The sequence below is a fragment of the Pseudomonas sp. 14A genome, assembly GCF_018132745.1.
Taxonomy (GTDB): domain Bacteria; phylum Pseudomonadota; class Gammaproteobacteria; order Pseudomonadales; family Pseudomonadaceae; genus Aquipseudomonas; species Aquipseudomonas mercuritolerans.
Map to the genome: position 1 here is coordinate 219477 of NZ_JAGRQJ010000009.1, position 19973 is coordinate 239449.

At 58.6% G+C, this 19973-nt stretch carries 19 protein-coding genes and 4 tRNA genes; 17 read left to right on the forward strand and 6 right to left on the reverse strand.

Features of this window, described 5'->3' with window-relative positions:
- The first annotated feature begins 154 nt into the window (after nucleotides 1–154).
- The 7 genes from PS14A_RS08935 to PS14A_RS08965 all read left to right on the forward strand — a co-directional run bounded on the left by PS14A_RS08935 (nucleotide 155) and on the right by PS14A_RS08965 (nucleotide 6583).
- Nucleotides 155–230 (forward strand) — tRNA-Val (locus PS14A_RS08935).
- A 55-nt stretch (nucleotides 231–285) separates the two neighbouring features.
- Nucleotides 286–362, forward strand: a tRNA-Asp gene (locus tag PS14A_RS08940).
- Between the two features lie 93 nt (nucleotides 363–455).
- Nucleotides 456–532 (forward strand) — tRNA-Asp (locus tag PS14A_RS08945).
- Between the two features lie 476 nt (nucleotides 533–1008).
- A complete protein-coding gene (locus PS14A_RS08950) occupies nucleotides 1009–3840 on the forward strand; it encodes a xanthine dehydrogenase family protein molybdopterin-binding subunit (protein WP_212615791.1) in 2832 nt (943 codons plus the stop codon).
- On the forward strand, nucleotides 3833–4372 hold the full coding sequence (locus tag PS14A_RS08955) for a (2Fe-2S)-binding protein (RefSeq protein ID WP_016773947.1): 540 nt from the start codon (nucleotides 3833–3835) through the stop codon (nucleotides 4370–4372). Before PS14A_RS08950 ends, PS14A_RS08955 begins: the two co-directional genes overlap by 8 nt.
- A gap of 2 nt (nucleotides 4373–4374) precedes the next feature.
- Entirely contained in the window at nucleotides 4375–5610 is a 1236-nt protein-coding gene (locus PS14A_RS08960; protein ID WP_212615792.1) for a cytochrome c, read from the forward strand.
- A gap of 1 nt (nucleotide 5611) precedes the next feature.
- Nucleotides 5612–6583, forward strand: a complete 972-nt coding sequence (locus PS14A_RS08965; RefSeq protein ID WP_212615793.1) for an XdhC family protein — start codon at nucleotides 5612–5614, stop codon at nucleotides 6581–6583.
- 130 nt (nucleotides 6584–6713) lie between these two features.
- Here the strand turns inward: PS14A_RS08965 and PS14A_RS08970 are convergent, their stop codons facing one another.
- Complete coding sequence (locus PS14A_RS08970) at nucleotides 6714–7997, reverse strand: FAD-binding oxidoreductase (protein ID WP_212615794.1); 1284 nt, start codon at nucleotides 7995–7997, stop codon at nucleotides 6714–6716.
- Nucleotides 7998–8180: 183 nt separating this feature from the next.
- Here PS14A_RS08970 and PS14A_RS08975 point away from each other — a divergent pair.
- Nucleotides 8181–8257 (forward strand) — tRNA-Val (locus tag PS14A_RS08975).
- Nucleotides 8258–8662: 405 nt separating this feature from the next.
- Here the strand turns inward: PS14A_RS08975 and PS14A_RS08980 are convergent.
- A complete protein-coding gene (locus PS14A_RS08980) occupies nucleotides 8663–9139 on the reverse strand; it encodes a hypothetical protein (RefSeq protein ID WP_212615795.1) in 477 nt (158 codons plus the stop codon).
- Nucleotides 9140–9499: 360 nt separating this feature from the next.
- On the opposite strand from PS14A_RS08980, the gene PS14A_RS08985 reads away from it, so the two are divergent.
- Nucleotides 9500–9871 (forward strand): DUF2214 family protein, encoded by a 372-nt coding sequence (locus PS14A_RS08985; RefSeq protein WP_212615796.1) that lies wholly within the window; start codon nucleotides 9500–9502, stop codon nucleotides 9869–9871.
- Between the two features lie 56 nt (nucleotides 9872–9927).
- On the opposite strand, the gene csrA is transcribed toward PS14A_RS08985, so the two are convergent.
- Entirely contained in the window at nucleotides 9928–10122 is a 195-nt protein-coding gene (gene csrA / locus PS14A_RS08990; RefSeq protein ID WP_003179932.1) for a carbon storage regulator CsrA, read from the reverse strand.
- A gap of 250 nt (nucleotides 10123–10372) precedes the next feature.
- Here csrA and PS14A_RS08995 point away from each other — a divergent pair, with 250 nt between their 5' ends.
- Nucleotides 10373–10738 carry an SPOR domain-containing protein gene (locus PS14A_RS08995; protein ID WP_137215738.1) on the forward strand — a complete coding sequence of 122 codons (366 nt, stop codon included), beginning with the start codon at nucleotides 10373–10375 and terminating at the stop codon, nucleotides 10736–10738.
- 82 nt (nucleotides 10739–10820) lie between these two features.
- Here the strand turns inward: PS14A_RS08995 and PS14A_RS09000 are convergent, their stop codons facing one another.
- The 3 genes from PS14A_RS09000 to PS14A_RS09010 form a co-directional block, all read right to left on the reverse strand.
- Entirely contained in the window at nucleotides 10821–11510 is a 690-nt protein-coding gene (locus PS14A_RS09000) for an endonuclease I family protein (protein ID WP_137215737.1), read from the reverse strand.
- A gap of 4 nt (nucleotides 11511–11514) precedes the next feature.
- Entirely contained in the window at nucleotides 11515–11784 is a 270-nt protein-coding gene (locus tag PS14A_RS09005) for a DUF1654 domain-containing protein (protein WP_016774035.1), read from the reverse strand.
- A 197-nt stretch (nucleotides 11785–11981) separates the two neighbouring features.
- Entirely contained in the window at nucleotides 11982–13070 is a 1089-nt protein-coding gene (locus PS14A_RS09010) for an asparaginase (RefSeq protein ID WP_212615797.1), read from the reverse strand.
- A gap of 336 nt (nucleotides 13071–13406) precedes the next feature.
- Here PS14A_RS09010 and PS14A_RS09015 point away from each other — a divergent pair, with 336 nt between their 5' ends.
- The 7 genes from PS14A_RS09015 to rbsD all read left to right on the forward strand — a co-directional run bounded on the left by PS14A_RS09015 (nucleotide 13407) and on the right by rbsD (nucleotide 19960).
- Nucleotides 13407–13856, forward strand: coding sequence for a hypothetical protein (locus PS14A_RS09015; protein WP_212615798.1), 450 nt, complete (start codon nucleotides 13407–13409; stop codon nucleotides 13854–13856).
- Between the two features lie 198 nt (nucleotides 13857–14054).
- Complete coding sequence (locus PS14A_RS09020) at nucleotides 14055–15011, forward strand: sugar ABC transporter substrate-binding protein (RefSeq protein ID WP_024012403.1); 957 nt, start codon at nucleotides 14055–14057, stop codon at nucleotides 15009–15011.
- 55 nt (nucleotides 15012–15066) lie between these two features.
- Nucleotides 15067–16620 carry a sugar ABC transporter ATP-binding protein gene (locus tag PS14A_RS09025; protein WP_212615799.1) on the forward strand — a complete coding sequence of 518 codons (1554 nt, stop codon included), beginning with the start codon at nucleotides 15067–15069 and terminating at the stop codon, nucleotides 16618–16620.
- Nucleotides 16617–17594, forward strand: coding sequence for an ABC transporter permease (locus tag PS14A_RS09030; RefSeq protein ID WP_212615808.1), 978 nt, complete (start codon nucleotides 16617–16619; stop codon nucleotides 17592–17594). Before PS14A_RS09025 ends, PS14A_RS09030 begins: the two co-directional genes overlap by 4 nt.
- A gap of 3 nt (nucleotides 17595–17597) precedes the next feature.
- A complete protein-coding gene (locus tag PS14A_RS09035) occupies nucleotides 17598–18617 on the forward strand; it encodes a LacI family DNA-binding transcriptional regulator (protein WP_212615810.1) in 1020 nt (339 codons plus the stop codon).
- Between the two features lie 24 nt (nucleotides 18618–18641).
- Nucleotides 18642–19559, forward strand: coding sequence for a ribokinase (gene rbsK, locus PS14A_RS09040; protein WP_212615812.1), 918 nt, complete (start codon nucleotides 18642–18644; stop codon nucleotides 19557–19559).
- Nucleotides 19556–19960 carry a D-ribose pyranase gene (gene rbsD / locus PS14A_RS09045; protein ID WP_212615814.1) on the forward strand — a complete coding sequence of 135 codons (405 nt, stop codon included), beginning with the start codon at nucleotides 19556–19558 and terminating at the stop codon, nucleotides 19958–19960. The genes rbsK and rbsD overlap by 4 nt, the downstream gene beginning before the upstream one ends.
- Nucleotides 19961–19973: the final 13 nt, after the last annotated feature.

Here is a 19973-nt window from a genome sequence, read left to right on the forward strand (position 1 = left end):
CGTGCTGTGGGAGCGAGCCTGCTCGCGAATGCGGTCCATCGGTCGATGGCTTCTTCAGGAATGAAGCAATTTCGTCTTTTTCAGAAAAACTCCAACCCTGCTATTGACTTAGCTTCGCCACCTGCGTAAATTTCGCGGCCTCGGAGATGCAAACGGGTGATTAGCTCAGCTGGGAGAGCGTCTGCCTTACAAGCAGAATGTCGGCGGTTCGATCCCGTCATCACCCACCACTCCCGAGAAGCTTGCGCAAGCAAGAGAGTAGGCTGAAAGTGCCTGCACCGACGCGCAGCGGTAGTTCAGTCGGTTAGAATACCGGCCTGTCACGCCGGGGGTCGCGGGTTCGAGTCCCGTCCGCTGCGCCATATTTTACGAATCAGATTCATCTGATTCGCGATTGCCAGGCACCGAAGCCGGCAATCAAAACGAGTTACTTGAGCGCAAGCTCAAAGCGATACGCAGCGGTAGTTCAGTCGGTTAGAATACCGGCCTGTCACGCCGGGGGTCGCGGGTTCGAGTCCCGTCCGCTGCGCCATATCTGTTTCAAGGACCACTGAACGCCTTGAAGCGCCGAAACCAGCCATCGGCTGAGTCGGATCGATAGCAAAGACCCTGGTCGAAAGACCGGGGTTTTTTGTGTCTGAAATTTGGCTATTCCCCTCTCGAACTCCTGCACAAATCCTCCTGTAGGAGCTGCGGCACGCTGCGATCTTTTGATCTTGCTCTTAAAAAATCCAGATCAAAAGATCGCAGCCTCGTTTTACTCGACAGCTCCTACAAGAAAGCCTTCAAGACGCGTGCGGTGCCACGTCGCATTGATTTTTTGATTATTTAGTCAGGTTTTTGTAACTGGTTGTTTGCTGTGGGCGCAGAAACCTTTAAAGTTAACCTTTCGGTCAGCTTTGCACTGTCAATACAGCTCTTTGCTTCGCCAGAAAGAGCTTCTGCACGACTCGAGATCCCCAGTAGATAACCACAAGGGCGGACCTATAACCGCCCAGAGGATGATCCATGTCCAACCGTGAAATATCCCGGCGCTCGTTCCTCCAGGGCGGGCTGGTGGCGGGTGTGAGCGTTACGCTTACGCCGCTCAGCAGTCAGGCGCTGGCTGCCTTGATGGAAAACAGCGTCACCGTGCCGTCCGAGAAATGGCTCGGCAATAACGGCAAGGCGCGGCAACGCAACGATGCTCTGTCCAAGGTCTGCGGCAGCAAAGTGTTTGCCCGCGACATCCGCGCCAAGGACATGCCCGGCTGGCCTGAACAACAAGGCCACGCCATGCTGCTGAAAACCATCAAGGCCGACCGTATCTACGCAGGTTACGACCTGTCGTGGCTCGGCGCTGATCTGCAGCCGGACCACATCGTTACCGCTGCCGATCTGGACAAGGACGGTATCGTCTTCCCCGAAGAGCACGCGCCTGATCCATTGCTGCCAGAAGGCAAAGTGCCGATGTTCATCGGGCACCCGGTAGCGATTCTGATCTGGAACGACTTCGAGCGTTTCCGTCAGGCCAAGAATCAACTCAAATTCAATGACAAAGCGATTCGTTACGGCGCCAAAGTGCCGTTCTACGAAGGCGACCCCTACGGCAGCTTCCGCTACGTGCGCGTCGGCGGCGCGACTTCGGCGGACGAAGACGAATTCGCCAGCCTCAAGGATTCGATCCTGTTTCCGATGCTGAAGAACCGCCGTCCAGTGTGGAATGCATCGCCGAACCTTCATGGCAACCTCACCGAGCGCGGCCTGTTCTACGCCGACCGCATGAAGCAGGAAATCGACACGCCGCCAGACAACTGGCTGGTGTTCGATGAGCGCTACAAGACGCCGTCGATCGAACCGGCCGCCCTCGAGCCGGACAACGGCAACGGCTGGTACGACCCGAAAACCAAAACCCTGCATTTCGTCGTGGCGACGCAATGCCCGCTGGAAGTCGCGACCGAGACCGCGAAGATGATCGGGCCGTCGCGTTTCGGCCTGGCCAACCTGAACATGCACCCTGGCTACACCGTCGGGTATGGCTCCAAAGACCACAACATTTTCGTCTACTACGCAGCCCTGGCCGCGCTGTACGGCGCCGGTGTGCCGGTGCGTCTGGCCAACGACCGCTATGAGCAATTCCAGAGCGGCATCAAGCGTCACCCGTTCGACATCCGCTACCAGTTGGCCGTGGACAAGAACGACTACACCTTCAAGATTTTCCGTGCAGAAATGAGCGTCGACGGCGGCGGTCGGGTCAACTACAGCCCATCGGTGGCGGCGGTTGGCGCCACGGCTGCGCAGTCGATCTACTACATGCCGCAGAACGACCTGCAAGTCACCGCGTATCACTCGCGCGCGGTCGAGGCGGGTTCGATGCGCGGTTATGGCACCCTGCAAAGCATGGCGGCCACCGAAATGATGGTCGATGAGATCGCCAATCGCCTGGGTGTCGACGCTATCGACTTGCGCCGCAGGAATGCCCTGCGTTCCGGCATGAAAAACACCCAGGGCGCAGTCCCGGCCGGTGCACTGCGCCTGCACGAAATTCTCGACAAGGCCTCGGTGCACGAAGTCTGGAAAAACCGCGACGCGATCAAGCAACAACGTGAAGCGGCAGACCCGGATAACTGGTACGGCGTCGGTTTCGCCATCTGCCAGAAAGACTTCGGCACCGGCTCCGAAGCGCCGATGGCCAGCATCGAATTCACCGCTGACGGGCGCATCACCCTGCGCCACATCGGCATCGAAATCGGTACCGGCATGTCCACCTCGCAAGCCCTGGTCGTCGCCGATTTCCTCGGCAGCCCCGCGCATGAGGTGAAGACCGGCGAAACCGAATGGCAGGAAATGCAGCTGATCACCAGCGGCAACCCTTACATCATGAGCCAGGCCGAGCAGGACAATCTGCTGCGCAATCCGCGCTGGGTCGGCAAGCTGGCGTCGGCGTCCTCGGCGACCAACTCCGCCTATTACTTCAGCCATGCAACCCGGGAAGCGGCACGTGTGCTGTTCAACCACGGCTTGTGGCCGGCGGCACTGGAGATCTGGCGTCAGGGTCCGTATGGCGGTCAGGCCAACCCTTACGTGGTGCGCCGCGAAGATGCGCATTGGATCGACGGCAAGCTGACCGCCAACGGCATGCAGCCGCTGAGTTTCGAAGAGCTGGCCAAGCGCGCCCACGAGCGCGGTCTGGTTACAGGCGCCACGGTGCACGGTTTCAACCGCTGGAGCTGGGCCGAGGCTGAATACAGCATCGACGGCGTGCGCGAGCGCCTGCCGCTCGACGGTCTGGCGGTGAAATACGGCGATGGCGCGCCGCAAGCGAAGAAAGCGCAGATGAACAGCGCCGGTTTCCACCTGCTCGATCGGCAGAACGTCAACTACCCGGTAGTGCAGTTGAACAACGCTGCCGTGACCTATTACAGCCCGGTCGCGACGCTGGTCGAGTTGAAGGTCAATAAAGGCTCGGCGGAAGTCCAGGTGCTCAATCACCATTCGTGGATCGAGTGCGGTCGCGTGCTGGTTGAAGAGTTGGTCAAGGGTCAGCTTGAAGGCGGTATCGCCATGGGCATTGGCCATGCGCTGATGGAAGAAATGCCGTTGTACGAAGGCGGGCCGGGGGAGGGTGACTGGAACTTCAACCGTTACCGTCTGCCGATGGCGCGTCACGTAGCGGTGTGGAAGCAGACTGCGGAGATCCTGCCGCCCCTGTCGCCGAGCGATCCGTCCAAGGGCATCGCCGAAGTGGTGATGATCCCGATTGTCGGTGCCATCGGTAACGCCGTGGCGCATGCCATCGGTAAACGTGTTCGCGACCTGCCCATCACTGCTGCGCGCATCAAGGAGGCCCTCAATGGCTAACCGTCCGCTTCAACTGACCCTCAATGGTCAATCCGTCGGCCCGGTGGACATCCCTGATGACCTGCCGATGATCGACTACCTGCACGAATACAAAAACCTCACCGGCTCGCGGCTGGGCTGCGGTCAGGGGATCTGCCACGCCTGCGTGGTGATCGTCGATAACCCAGACGGTACCAGCGAAGAAGTGCGCACCTGCATCACCGGCGCGCACTACTTCGAGGGCAAGAAAGTCCGCACCATCGAAGGCCACGCCACTCGCGACGAGCAGGGTCAGGTCACCGAGCTCAATCCGATCCAGCAGCGCTTTGTCGACGAGTTCGCCTTCCAGTGCAGCTATTGCGCGCCAGGCTTCGTCAACGCCGCGACGGTGTTGGTCGAGAAGCTGCAGCGCCAGCCGATCGTCAAAAGTCAGCTGGAACAGGTGATCGAGGACAGCCTCGGCCATCACGTCTGCCGCTGCACCGGCTACGTGCGTTATTACAACGCCACGCGCAACGTGCTGACCGATCTCGGTCTGGTCAAGGAGGGTTGAGCATGAAGCGTTTACTGACCCGCCTGGCCCTCGCGGTCGGACTGGCTGCGCCGCTTATGGCGGCCCACGCCGACGATCAGATCAAGCGCGGCGAATACCTCGCCCGCGCCGCTGACTGCATGGCCTGCCACACCGCACCGGGTGGCGCGCCCTATGCCGGCGGCCTGCCGATCGTCTCGCCATTCGGCACGATCTACGGCACCAACATCACCCCGAGCAAAGAGCACGGCATCGGTCTGTACAGCGATGACGAGTTCTTCGCTGCGCTGACCGAAGGCAAGCGGCGCGACGGTGCGAATTTGTATCCAGCGATGCCGTACACCTCTTATCACCTGATGCCGCGCGCCGATTCCGATGCGATTCACGCGTATCTGAAAACCATCGAGCCGATCGAACGCGCCGCGCCGGTGACCAGCCTGAGCTTTCCGTTCAATGTGCGTCTGGGCCTGACGGGCTGGAACATGCTCTACGGCAAAGACGTCAAGCTGGAATCGGCGGAAGGCAAAAGTGCGGCGTGGAAGCGCGGCCAGTACATGGTCGACGTTCTCGGTCACTGCGGCGAATGCCATACGCCACGCGGCCTGCCCGGCGCGATGCAATTGGACAAGCGCATGACCGGCGGCATCCTCAACGGTTATCTGGCGCCAAGCCTGCTGGCCACCGACCTGGCCGCGCGCGGCTGGAATCAGCAGGATCTGAGCACGTTTCTCAAGCACGGCATGAGCGCGCAAGGGACGATGTTCAACGAGATGTTCCCGGTGTTTCACAACAGCACTCAGGGGCTGAGCGATACGGATCTGGCGGCAATGGCGACGTTCCTCCTTGGCGAGCAACCGCCGCCAGCCAAAGAGCTCGTCGAAGTGCCGCTGGACAAGCTCAGTCCGAGTGCTCAGCGCGGCCGTCAGGAATACCTGAACGTCTGCGCCGGTTGTCACGCGGCTGGCGGTGAAGGCAAACCGCACATCGCCGTGGCCATGCGTGGCAACACGACGTTGCGTCTGGAAGATCCGCGCAATCTGTTGCGAGTGATCGAGGACGGCATCGGCGAACAGAAGTTCTCCGGGTTCGAGCACATGCAGCCGATGCCGGGTTTTGCTGGAAAGCTCAGTCCTGAGCAATTGACCGATCTGCTCAACTACCTGCGTCAGGGTTGGGGCGGGCAGGGCGCTGAACTGGCGGTGAGCGAAGTGCAGAAGCTTCAAGCCGACGCACCGAGCGTCGAGCACAGGGCCCACTGATATGCAGCATCTCGATCTGCAAGTGGTGCGTCGGGCGCTGGAATGGTCGGTGGCCGGACAGCGAATCTGGCTGTGCACCGTGCTGAGCACCTACGGCTCGGCGCCGCGCGCGCCGGGTTCGCTGCTGGCGGTGAACGAAGGCGGACAGTGGATCGGTTCGCTGTCGGGCGGTTGCGTCGAGGAGGATTTTCTTCAGCGCGTCGCCGAAGGTGCATTTCACGAAGCGGTCAGCGTCGTGCGTTACGGCGAAGGGGATGATCCGCGTTCGCGGGTCAGCCTGCCTTGTGGCGGCATTCTTGATGTGCTGGTTGAGAAACTTGACGCCGACTGCGCGGTGCAGGCGCACCTGCGTGAACTGGAATCGGCGCTTCTGGGTCAGCGTCGTCTGCTTCGCGAAGTCGATCTGGCCAGCGGTGCTCGCGCTCTGTTTGCTGATCGCGAGCAGGGCGCGCGGATCGAGCGTGAGATCGATCGGGTGCGCATTCGTGTCGGTGCAGCACAGCGTTTGTTGCTCGCCGGCTACTCCAGTGTGGCGCAGGCCTGTGCCAAGTTCGGGGTGGGGCTTGGCTTTGAAGTGATTCTCTGCGATCCGCGCGATGAAGTGCTTGAAGGTGTGGTGCTCAATGGCGTGGAGATCCGTCGGCAGTTGCCTTCGGTGTTCATTGCCGATGGTGGCTGCCATCGCGACACGGCGGTGGTGGCGCTGACTCACGATCCGCGTATCGACGATCTGGCAATGATGGAAGCGGTGCGCACCGAGGCGTTTTACATCGGTGTGATGGGATCGCTGCAAACGTCGCAAAAACGCTTCGAGCGTTTGCGCCGCATTGGTGGCTTGAGTGAGGCGGAGCTGGCGCGGATTCATGCGCCGATCGGCCTCAACCTCGGCAGCAAGACACCGGCGGAAATTGCGCTGGCGGTGCTGGCAGATATCCTGCGGATACGCAGCGGGATCGCTCGGGATCAGCTCTGATCCAAAGCCTTGCTGAATCTACTGTGGCGAGGGGATTTATCCCCGTTGGACTGCGCAGCAGTCCCCTCCTGCTCAAGAGAGGGGCGCTGCGCACCCCCGACGGGGATAAATCCCCTCGCCACAATGGTGTTTATAGGCCGTACTTATCCCGCAACCCGTAATACCAAGCCCCCAGCGCGGCAAACGGTGTGCGCAGCAACTGCCCGCCGGGGAACGGGTAGTGCGGCAGGTCGGCAAAGGCATCAAAACGCTCGGCCTGACCGCGCAACGCTTCGGCGAGGACCTTGCCCGCCAGGTGCGTGTAGGTGACGCCGTGACCGCTACAACCCTGCGAGTAATAGATGTTGTCGCCCAGGCGACCGACTTGCGGCAAGCGCGACAGGGTCAGCAGGAAGTTGCCGGTCCAGGCGTAGTCGATCTTCACGTCCTTGAGTTGCGGGAAGGCCTTGAGCATCTTCGGGCGGATGATCGCTTCGATGTTCGCCGGATCGCGAGCGCCGTAAACCACGCCGCCACCAAAGATCAAACTCTTGTCGGCGGTCAGGCGATAGTAGTCGAGGAGATAGTTGCAGTCCTCCACGCAATAATCCTGCGGCAACAGCGCCTTTGCCAGCTCATCGCCCAGCGGCTCGGTGGTGATCACCTGAGTACCGCACGGCATCGATTTGGCCGCCAGTTCCGGCACCAGATTGCCGAGGTAGGCGTTGCCGGCGACGATGATGAACTTGGCCCTGACCTTGCCCTGCGGCGTATGCACAATCGGATTGGCGCCGCGCTCGATGCGCACGGCAGGTGATTGCTCATAGATGGTGCCGCCGAGAGACTCGACTGCCGCCGCTTCACCGAGCGCCAGGTTCAGCGGATGGATGTGGCCGCCGCTCATATCGAGCATGCCACCGACGTATTGATCGCAACCCACCACTTCACGGATGCGGCGTTGATCCATCAATTCCAGCTGGGTGTGGCCGAAGCGTTCCCACAGGCGCTTTTGCGATTCCAGGTGACCCATTTGTCTGGAGGAAAGGGCGGCGAATACACCGCCGTCCTTCAGGTCGCACCGGATGTTGTATCTGGCCACGCGCTCGCGAATGATCCGGCCGCCTTCAAAGGCCATTTCGCCGAGCAGTTGCGCCTGCTTGGAGCCGACCGTGCGTTCGATGACATCAATGTCGCGGCTATAGCTGTTTACGATCTGCCCGCCGTTTCGGCCCGAGGCGCCAAAACCGACTTTCGCCGCTTCCAGCACGGTTACGCGAAAACCGTTCTCCAACAGGAACAGGGCGGACGACAGCCCGGTATACCCGGCGCCGATCACACAGACGTCCGTCTCCACATCATCCTGCAGCACAGGGCGTGGTGGTACGGCATTGGCCGACGCAGCGTAATAAGACTCTGGGTATTGGGTGTTCGCCATCCTGCCGCCTCTGTTTAATATATTTTACGAGTGCGTCGATCCTACCCGAGTTGAAAAACCTCCGCCAGCCACCGGAAAATCTTCGTCGCTGAGGCGAAATTAAATATTTTGCATATTCATAGGGTTAGGTGAAAAAAAGGTGTTGACACCCCTCCGGAATTCCGTAGAATGCCGCCTCACAGCAGGCACGTAGCTCAGTTGGTTAGAGCACCACCTTGACATGGTGGGGGTCGTTGGTTCGAGTCCAATCGCGCCTACCAAACAAAATCCGCTCTGCTGGGCGGTCTGGAAGGGCTCACCGAAAGGTGAGCCCTTTTTTGTTGTCTGATGTTTGGGCAAACTTCAAGCAGGCGACCAACGAACACATCTTCCGCTCAGTGCGTTCCTTTTTCATTTGCAGCAAACGGCATGGAACAGCCCTTCATGCGTCGTCAGAAGGTCGACTGGCTGAGATGATAATTTGATCGGTTCGGTGGGGTGGGGCTTAGATAGCGGCGGCGTACTTGGCGAAGCCCATGGCGCGGAAAATGGCGATGGCTCCGGTTTCGTCTGGCTGTTGATTTTGGCGAATGGCTGATCAGATTGGGCCTGATCAGCCATTCCGGGCAGTCACTCGAGCAAACTGTGCTGATTCATGTCACGCCGGGGTGGATTTGCGAGCAGATTCAGGAAGGTCCTTGAGGCTGCGGCTGATTCAGTCCACCTAGAGTTTGCGAGCTCTCGATGTCACAAGCTTTAGCGCGGGCGCGGTCAGTCATGAATGTGTAGTTGCCTGACGAAGGGGTAACCTTGGCCAATTCGCCAAGAGCCAGATCAGGGGCGTTATAGAATCCGCTCTGACTCAGCGCCTGATTGGTGCAATCGAATTGAAAGCCGCGATAGGAAACGAAATCCTGACTGACCCGCTTCACTATCACGGTGCGGATCGGCATGTCGCCATCAACACTCACGATAGAGTAGCCCGCGTAGTAATCGTCCTGTGCAGCAATTGCACTGGCGGAGAAAGCGAAGATGGAAAGTAGAGGCCATACAGCAGCGGTAATGCGTCCCACGAATTCTTCCTTGACCTGATTTTCGATCTGTTTCTGTTCAGGTGGATATTCTACGGGAAAAATATTTTCTGAAGCATAAAACTGAAACAATTTTCTGTTGTCCCCGGGGGGGGGATTGCATTCGACTCCGGCTTTCATCGGCTGGCAGACGGTTGTTTTTCTGATTTTTCGTTAAAAAAATGTGACTAATGAAAGACTTACAGATTTTTTTCTCCAACCGGTTATCGAAAAAGCCTTGTTGGTGGTTGTGAACTTAAGTAACATCTGCCTCGCGTTCACCACCACGGTTTATGCATTTTTAAATCCCAAGCTTCCATCAGCTGCTTGGGATTTTTTTTGCCTGCGATTTGGCATTTGGCAATCCGTCGCTCCACCACCTCCGAGCGAGGCGCCGTTTTTTCGACTACTAATGACTGGCCGATTTTCGACTCTTTATAGAGGAGCGCGTCGATGCTGAGTCAGTGGATTCTTGCGGCGATTCACCTGTTTGCGTTTGCCTTGGCCTTTTGGGCAGTGCTGGCGCGTGGCAGAGCGTCCAGCTTATTGGCGTCGGGTACGGGAGCGGCCAAGCGCGTTCTGCTCGCCGATAACCTGTGGGGGCTTTCGGCGTTGACGCTGCTGGTCACCGGAGCGATGCGTGCGTTTGGCGGGTACGAGAAAAGGCGAAATTCTCCGCGCTCTATCGGAAACGTCCGACAGCCAGCTCCAGAAGTGAAAGGTAATATCGGCGCAAGAAAAGAGGGAGAGGCAAGTGAAAGGAGTCAGCATGCTTCAGGCGCCGTGCCCAGCGGGGTGAAATGCGGATGGCTAAACGGCGCGTGAATCTTTAGCCAGTCTTGCGCGACGGCAATAGGACTGGCTACGTAATGCTAAGTGGCTCAGGGCGTTTGCGGCTTGTCCGGAGCGGTCAGGCCGGCCTGGATGCGTTGGTAAATTTCTTCACGGTGCACTGCCACGTTTTTCGGAGCGTTGATGCCGATGCGGACCTGTTGGCCGCTGACTCCGAGGATGGTGATCGTGATGTCATCACCAATGTTTATGCTTTCACCGACTTTGCGGGTGAGTATCAGCATGGTCTTCTCCTTGATTGCTTTGTAGGGCACCTGATTCAGACAGTGCAGAGGTCGGTGGTATCTATAGATTAGTGCGAAGTCTCACGGTTTGGGTGCCTCTTTCTGACGCGCAGAAGCGGCATTAATTCCCAGGGCGTAACTATACAGAGGCTGCAATCATCATTCTCGTTGTTTTGTGCCCATTTTGCGGGGCTCGCGAAGTATTTTTGAATGCTAAGATCCCTGCTTTGTGAATTCCGAGGAAAGCGTTGTGCGCAAATTGGTTTGGCTGGTAGCGGCACTGGCATTGGCAGGCTGCGGTGAAGGCAGGAATGTAGATGCGCCGAAGCCTGAGACGAAGGTCGCGGCAGCGCCGGCGGCCGCCGCGCCACAGTGGGATCTGGAAGTGCGTGGCGAAACTCCGCAGGCAGTCAGTGACCTGAGCGGCTGGTTGATCGAGCATGCTTTCGTTCCGACGGTCGTCAAGGACGGCAGCGGTAAAACACGAATTCTGATCGGTCCGTTCAATTCCCAGGCTGACGCCGAGGCGCGAAAGGTGCAGGTCGATGCAGCGCTGGTAAAAGCCAAGAAACAAAATATCGAATCGGTGGTGATCGAGCATCCGCTCACGCCATAAGCGAAGCGCCTTCAAAACAGGTTGAAGAGACATGAAAAAGGCCTCGAGCATAACGCTCGAGGCCTTTTTATTTATGCTGCAATCAGCCGCAGGCTTTCAGATTCACCGAGCCGACAAATTCGTTGCCGCGCCCCATCACACATGCCACGCTTTGGTTGCGCTGACGCTCCCAGTCCTGCACTGGATAGGTCTTGTCCCACGCCTCGTACAACTGTCGATCCTGTTTGGACAGGCGCAGTCCGTATTGTTTGCTCATATAAAAATATGTGCGGGCGATCATGCCGCGAATCGAAGGGCGGGGCATGACCTTCTTCGCCTTGAAGTCGACCTGCGTCAGGCAGGAACCGTACTGACCGGACTGCACTGGCAACCAGCCGTAGCTGAAGTTGCTGCGGTCACCGTTGACTTCACCGATGCTCGGTACCAGGTTATGCAAGTCAGCTTCGGCCTTTTGATACACCGGATCGTAGCGTGTGCAATTCTTGCGTCCGCCTTGCTGCCAGCACTGTCGCTGATGTCCGATCTGCCACGCCGGCACGATGTGCTCCCACTCGATTCTCGACGCACGCTTGGCGTTTTTGCGCGGCACATAACCACAAGCCTTCAGATCGACTTTGTTGCCGGTGTACTTGCAGCCGCAGTAAAACTCGGTGGACTGCGGCGCGTAGAGTTTCCACGCGGCTTTCTTGGCTTCGGAAAAGGTTCGTGGCGCGCCAGCCTGGGCGCCCACAGCGAAAATCAGCAACAGCAAAGCAATACACCGGACACTCATTGAATCAATCTTCCTTCGGCACAACCCAAAAAATCTGCACGCCACCGTCATCGCGATAAGCGAGGGTAACGTTGTCGTTCTCGTCGATTTCCTCAAGCAGGCGCTCCCAGTCATCCATCGGCTCATCCGGCAAACGGAAAATAAGTGCGGCTTTGGCTTTTTGTGCGGTGGGGGAATTGATGATTTTCTGAACGCGCATACCCATGCGTTCGTAGGCGTCAGGAGCAGCAGGAGAGGTGGCCACGAGGTTATCCTTATTAAGCTGTACGTGCATACAGTATTTAACTGTAAGCGATTTCGCAACTGCTTAAAATTCAAGAAAATCCTCTGACAGCGGGTTTCTGATTTTGGTGTAAGGCTTGTCGAGATTTGTGTGGGAAAAATGCTTGAGGGTTGTAAGCGAGGCACCACCTGCCAAGTTGGCAAGTGGTGCGCAATTGCCCGATCGAGAAGTGATCAGGCGAAGATCAATCAGTATTCCCAGAACATCCGTTGCAGTTCTTTGCTGTCGTTGGTCTTGGTCAGCGCGACCATCGCCAGGATGCGGGCTTTTTGCGGGTTCAGATCGTGAGCGACAACCCAGTCGTATTTGTCGTCAGGCTGTTCGGCGTTACGCAGGACAAAACCTCCGGCGTTGACGTGGGACGAGCGAATGATCTGCACGCCATCCTTGCGCAACGCTTGCAGCGATGGAACCACGCGGGACGATACCGAACCGTTGCCGGTGCCGGCGTGGATGATCGCTTTGGCGCCGGCTTGCGCCAGTGCCTTGTAGGCGGTATCGCCGACGTTGCCGTAGGAATAGGCGATTTCTACATCAGGCAGGCTCTTGATGTCCTTGATGTCGAATTCCGAATCCATGGTGTGACGCTTGGCTGGCAGGCGGAACCAGTAGGATTTGCCTTCGACAACCATGCCCAGTGGACCCCAGGCGCTTTTGAAAGCTTCGGTCTTGATGTTGATCATTTTGCTGACGTCGCGACCGGACTGGATCTCGTCGTTCATGGTGACCAGCACGCCTTTGCCGCGCGCTTCTTTGCTGCCTGCCACGGCTACGGCGTTGTACAGGTTGAGCATGCCGTCTGCCGACATGGCAGTGCCCGGACGCATCGAGCCAACGACGATGATTGGCTTGTCGGTCTTCTCGACCAGGTTCAGGAAGTAAGCGGTTTCTTCGAGGGTGTCGGTGCCGTGGGTGATAACGATGCCGTCAACGTCCTTGCTGTCAGCCAGTTCGGAAACGCGACGACCCAATTGCAGCAGGTTGTCGTTGGTAATGCTTTCCGAAGCGATCTGCATGACTTGTTCGCCACGCACGTTAGCCAGCTTGCTCAACTCGGGGATGCCGGCGATAAGTTGTTCGATACCGACTTTCGCTGCCTGGTAAGTGGCACTGTTTGCGGCACTGGCGCCAGCGCCGGCGATGGTACCGCCCGTGGCGAGAATAACGACGTTCGCCAGTTTGGTCTGGGTTTCGACTTCTTTTGCCTGAAGGGCAGTAGGCAGGAGCAGGAGGAGGGCCAATGCGCCCGGAATCAAAGTATTGAAAGCAGATTTCATTATTTTTCTCTCTAGTCGTGAGACGGTGCTGATGCAGGTTCATCTAGATGCGCCCCAAGCCGATCTGAATGCTCGAGGTGCAAGGAGGGGAGCAGGATTCATACCATGCGTAATGTGCTGGCGGAAAATGTTTAACCCAATGATTTAAATCAATAATTGTCGAGGGCTGGAGCATCGTTGAGGATCCATCCATCCGGGATTCCGAACGATAGGCGGATTCGTGTTCGGCTCGCCGATAGGCAATCTCTGAAAAGCCAGGCGGGTGACAAATCCCCGCTAAAGAAATGTGCTCTAAGGCCGATGCGTCCTCAAGGAAACCAAATCTTAGGAGTTCACATGTCACTGACGGTCGGTTTTGCCAATCCCGCTGCAGTCACCATCGGCGGTAAAACTGCAGCGACTATCAACAGCCTGAACGACGCGACCAATGAGGCATCGGCGCAGGCGCTGGGTACCGAGAAGACTGAGAAGAATCAGGTCAGAACCGGTGGTGGTCCTGTGCAGGAAAACAGTGAAACCGAGGCTGACAGCAATCTCAGCATCACCGTCAAGACGTTGCTCAAGCGGATGAAGGAATTACAAAAGCAACTCCAGGAGCAGCAACAGCAACTGGCTGCCGCTCAGGCTGCCAGCTATCCGACGCCTGAAGCGAAAACCCAGGCAGTAATGTCGATCCAGGGCCAGATTGCGCAAACCAGCGCGGCACTGGCGGAAGTAGCGGGTGCATTGGTCAAGGAAATGTCGAAAAGCGCTACCAGCGGGGGCTTGGTCAACACGACCGCCTGAAGCGTCAGATGGCCAGCTCAGCGATTCGGCCTACAACAAAAGACGATTTCTGATTGTTGACAAATGTCGGCGGTATTCTCATAGTTCGGTCTACGCAAACGTTTGCGCGGCTTGGAAGGGCATCTGCTGTCGGAGCCGTGACGTAGCTTACGTCAGCGCAAACGTTGCTCACAATAATCATAAGATCGGAGTGAACCCATGAAGCTGCCATTCGCCGCACGTCTTCTTGCTGTCGCTATGCTGGCTGCCACAGCCGCCGCACTACCTGTCTCCTCGGCGTTCGCCGAATCCGCAGAAAAACCCAAAGTCGCGCTGGTCATGAAATCCTTGGCAAACGAATTCTTCCTGACCATGGAAGACGGCGCCAAGGCCTACCAGAAAGAACACTCCGCCGATTTCGATCTGATCTCCAACGGTATCAAAGACGAAACCGACACCGCCGGCCAGACCCGCATCGTCGAACAGATGATCCTGGCCAAGGTGAATGCACTGGTGATCGCGCCTTCTGACTCCAAGGCCATGGTGCCGGTGATCAAGAAGGCCGTAGACGCCGGTATCACGGTGATCAACATCGACAACCAGCTCGATCCCGCCGTGGTCAAAAGCAAAAACATCAACGTGCCGTTCGTAGGTCCGGACAACCGCAAGGGTGCACGTCTGGTTGGCGAATATCTGGCCAAGCAACTGAAGGCGGGCGACGAGGTCGGCATCATCGAAGGCGTGTCCACCACCACCAACGCGCAGGCGCGTACGGCCGGTTTCAAGGACGCGATGGAAGCTGCGCAGATCAAAGTGGTCTCGCTGCAATCCGGTGATTGGGAAATCGACAAGGGCAACAAGGTTGCCGCTTCGATCCTCAGTGAATACCCCGATGTCAAAGCACTGCTGGCTGGTAACGACAGCATGGCGGTCGGCGCCGTTTCCGCAGTCCGTGCCGCTGGCAAGGCAGGGCAGGTGAAAGTCGTCGGTTACGACAACATCAATGCCATCAAGCCAATGCTCAAGGACGGTCGTGTGCTGGCCACTGCTGACCAGTTTGCTGCAAAGCAGGCCGTGTTCGGCATCGAAACCGCGCTGAAAATCATCAAGGGCGAGAAAGTCGACAGCGGTGCCAACGGCGTGATCGAAACACCGGTCGAGCTGGTCACCCAGTAAGTCATCTGGCGACACAACGGCGCTCGTCCGTCCGGGCGAGCGCATGGAGATTTCTATGTCAGTTTCCGCCCCGAACGCTGTCCTCTCGGTCAGCGGTATCGGCAAGACCTATGCGCAACCGGTGCTCACCGGCATCGATCTGACGCTGATGCGCGGTGAAGTACTGGCGCTGACCGGCGAAAATGGTGCCGGCAAAAGTACCCTGTCGAAGATCATTGGTGGTCTGGTCACACCCACTACCGGCCAGATGCAATTCCACGGCAAGGACTACCGTCCGGGCAGCCGTACCCAGGCTGAAGAGCTTGGCGTGCGCATGGTCATGCAAGAACTCAATCTGTTGCCGACGCTGTCGGTCGCGGAAAACCTGTTTCTGGATAATCTGCCGAGCAGCGCGGGCTGGATCAGCCGCAAGCAATTGCGCAAGGCGGCGATCGAAGCCATGGCGCAGGTCGGCCTCGATGCGATCGACCCGGACACGCTGGTCGGCGAGTTGGGCATCGGTCATCAGCAAATGGTCGAAATCGCGCGCAACCTGATCGGCGATTGCCACGTGTTGATCCTCGATGAGCCGACCGCGATGCTCACGGCGCGCGAAGTCGAAATGCTCTTCGAGCAGATCACGCGACTGCAGGCTCGCGGCGTTTCCATCATTTATATCTCTCACCGCCTCGAAGAACTGGCGCGTGTGGCGCAACGCATTGCTGTGCTGCGTGACGGCAATCTGGTCTGCGTCGAGCCGATGGCCAACTACAACAGCGAGCAACTGGTCACCTTGATGGTCGGTCGCGAACTGGGCGAACACATCGACATGGGGCCGCGCAAGATCGGCGCTCCGGCGTTGACGGTCAACGGCCTGACGCGTTCGGATAAAGTTCGCGACGTTTCCTTCGAGGTGCGCGCCGGCGAGATTTACGGCATTTCCGGATTGATCGGGGCAGGGCGCACGGAGTTGCTGCGGCTGATCTTCGGTGCCGATGTTGCCGACAGCGGCACCATCGCGCTCGGCTCGCCGGCCAAGGTTGTGAGTGTTCGCTCGCCTGTCGATGCGGTACGCAACGGCATTGCGCTGATCACCGAGGATCGCAAAGGCGAAGGGCTGCTGCTCAGTCAGTCGATCAGCGCCAACATCGCCTTGGGCAACATGCCGGAAATCTCCAGTGGCGGTTTCGTCAACAACGGCGACGAAATTTCCCTGGCGCAACGTCAGATCGAGGCCATGCGCATCCGCAGCTCGAGCCCTACGCAGTTGGTTTCGGAACTGTCCGGCGGCAATCAGCAGAAGGTCGTGATCGGCCGTTGGCTGGAGCGCGACTGTTGCGTGCTGCTGTTCGACGAGCCGACTCGCGGGATCGATGTCGGTGCCAAGTTCGATATTTACGGTTTGCTCGGAGAGTTGACCCGCCAGGGCAAGGCGTTGGTCGTGGTTTCCAGTGACTTGCGTGAGTTGATGCTGATCTGCGACCGGATCGGCGTGCTCTCGGCGGGACGTCTGATCGACACCTTCGAGCGCGACAGCTGGACCCAGGATGATTTGCTTGCCGCCGCTTTCGCCGGCTACCAGAAACGTGATGCGTTGCTCAATGAAGCAGCGCCTAGGGATCTCCCATGAAAACTGCATCTTCTGCCAGTAAACGTAGTGGCAATTTCTTCGGCCTGGGTACTTATCTGGGCCTGGCCGGTGCCTTGCTGGCGATGATTGCGCTGTTCTCGGTCTTGAGCAGCCATTTTCTCTCGTACAACACTTTCAGCACCCTGGCCAACCAGATTCCCGACCTGATGGTGCTGGCGGTAGGCATGACCTTTGTGCTGATCATCGGCGGCATTGATTTGTCCGTCGGCTCGGTGCTGGCGTTGGCCGCATCGACGGTCAGCGTTGCGATTCTCGGCTGGGGCTGGAGCGTTTTGCCAGCGGCGCTGCTCGGCATGGCGGTGGCGGCTCTGGCCGGGACCGTCACTGGCTCGATCACCGTGGCCTGGCGGATTCCGTCGTTCATCGTCTCCCTCGGCGTGCTGGAAATGGCCCGCGGTGTGGCGTATCAGATGACCGGGTCGCGCACTGCCTACATTGGCGATGCGTTCGCCTGGCTGTCGAATCCGATCGCGTTCGGCATTTCCCCGTCGTTCATCATCGCTTTACTGGTGATCTTCATCGCGCAGGCAGTTTTGACCCGCACGGTTTTCGGCCGCTACCTGATCGGCATCGGCACCAACGAAGAGGCGGTTCGTCTGGCCGGGATTAATCCCAAGCCCTACAAGATTCTGGTGTTCAGCCTTATGGGCCTGCTGGCGGGCATTGCCGCTCTGTTTCAGATTTCGCGTCTGGAGGCGGCTGACCCGAACGCAGGTTCGGGCCTGGAACTGCAAGTGATCGCAGCGGTGGTTATCGGCGGTACCAGCCTGATGGGCGGGCGCGGTTCGGTGATCAGCACTTTCTTTGGTGTGTTGATCATTTCCGTACTCGCGGCCGGTCTCGCGCAGATTGGTGCGACGGAGCCGACCAAGCGCATCATCACCGGTGCGGTAATCGTTATCGCTGTGGTGCTCGACACCTATCGCAGTCAACGCGCCAGTCGCCGGGGCTGAACCATGGCAACGATCAAGGATGTAGCGGCGCTTGCGGGTATTTCCTACACGACCGTGTCGCACGTGGTGAATAACACCCGCCCGGTGAGTCAAGAAGTGCGGCGCAAAGTCGAGGCGGCGATCAAGAGCCTCGACTACGTTCCCAGTGCCGTGGCGCGCTCGCTGAAAGCCAAGACCACTGCGACCATCGGTTTGCTGGTACCTAATAGTCTCAACCCGTACTTCGCTGAATTGGCGCGGGGAATCGAGGATTACTGCGAGCGCAACGGTTACTGCGTGATTCTCTGTAACTCCGACGACAATCCGGACAAGCAGCGCAGTTATCTGCGCGTGTTGCTGGAAAAACGCATCGACGGTTTGATCGTCGCCTCCGCCGGCGGTGACACTGGTCTGGCGCAAGGGCTGGCAGGCGTGAAGACGCCGATGGTTATCGTTGACCGGGGCCTGGAAGGTGTAAATGCCGATCTGGTGCGCATCGACCACGAATACGGCGCTTATCTGGCAACCCGTCACCTGCTCGAGTTGGGGCATCGCGACATCGCCACCATCGGCGGTCCGGCCAGTACCAGCGTGGCGCAAATGCGTCAGGCCGGTTATTGCCGAGCGCTGCAAGAGGCGGGAATCGAGGTACGCGAAGAGCGCATGCTGGAAAGCGACTTCACCAGCACCGGCGGTTACAACGCCGCTGCCCGGCTGCTTGAAAGCAATCCGCCCAGCGCGATTTTTGCCGGCAACGACATGATTGGTATCGGTGTGCTGCGTGCGGCGGCGGAACGGAATGTCAGGGTGCCGGCTGAATTGTCCGTGATCGGCTTCGATGACATCCAGATGAGCCGTTATGTCTATCCGGCGCTGACCACGGTCGGCCAGTCGATCCTGCAACTGGGCGAGATGGCCGCCGAAGTGCTGTTGCGCAGAATTGCTGCGCCGGACTCGGGCACCGATCAACGCATCGTGACCCCGAGCATTGTCCTGCGCGAATCGACCGCGCCGCTGTCCGGCGTGTTCACCGAATATCGCTGAAACCGAATTGATGAGTAGTGATGTATGCCAGCAAATGTAGTGGTAATAGGCAGCCTGAACATGGACCTGGTCACCCGGGCGCCACGACTGCCGCGCGGCGGTGAAACGCTGATTGGTCATTCCTTTGCCACGGTGTCGGGCGGCAAGGGCGCCAATCAGTCAGTTGCCGCTGCTCGTCTGGGCGCGCAGGTGGCGATGATCGGTTGTGTGGGAAATGACGACTACGGTGTGCGATTGCGCGATGCCTTGCTCGCCGAGCACATCGACTGCCAGGCTGTCAGTGTCGTTGAGGATTCCAGTGGCGTCGCGCTGATTGTGGTGGATGACAACAGCCAGAACGCCATCGTGATTGTCGCCGGTGCCAACGGCGCGATGACGCCGGCGGTAATCGAGCGCTTTGACGCAATTTTGCGGGCCGCCGATGTAGTGATCTGTCAGCTCGAGATTCCCGATGCGACGGTCGGGCATGCGCTCAAGCGTGCACGTGAACTGGGCAAAACAGTGATTCTTAACCCGGCGCCAGTCAGTCGCCCTTTGCCGGCAGACTGGTTTGCCGCGATCGACTACCTGATCCCCAACGAGAGCGAAGCCGCTGCATTGAGCGGGCTCGCTGTCGACTCGCTGCAGTCGGCAGAAACGGCTGCCACCCAATTGATCGCCATGGGCGCCGGTAAAGTCATCGTCACCTTGGGCGCGCAGGGTTCTTTGTTCGCCAATGGCAAGGGATTCGAACACTTCCCCGCGCCGACCGTGAAGGCGCTGGATACCACGGCGGCGGGTGACACCTTTGTCGGCGGCTTCGCCGCAGCGCTGGCCAATGGCAAATCCGAAGCCGAGGCGATCCGCTACGGTCAGATCGCTGCGGCACTGTCGGTTACCCGTGCCGGTGCACAACCGTCGATTCCAACCATGTCCGAAGTACAGGCGTTCAGACCCGCATGAAAAAGACTCCATTACTCAACGTCGCGCTGTCGCGACTGATCGCTTCTCTTGGCCACGGTGACATGGTCGTGATTGGCGATGCCGGTTTGCCTGTGCCGCCGGGTGTCGAATTGATTGATCTGGCACTGACCCATGGCGTCCCTGATTTCGTCAGCACGCTGAAAGTCGTGCTCAGCGAGATGCAGGTGGAAAGCCATGTGCTGGCCAAGGAGATTTTCGACAAGCAACCGACGGCACTGGGCGATCTGAATGCTTTGAACGAAGAGGGCGCGCTGGGCCGTAGGGATCTGCTCACCCACGAGCAGTTCAAGGTACTGAGCCGACAAGCCAGGGCGATCATTCGTACAGGAGAATGTCAGCCGTACTGCAACATCGTTCTGGTCGCCGGGGTTACATTCTGATTTCCGATCTCAC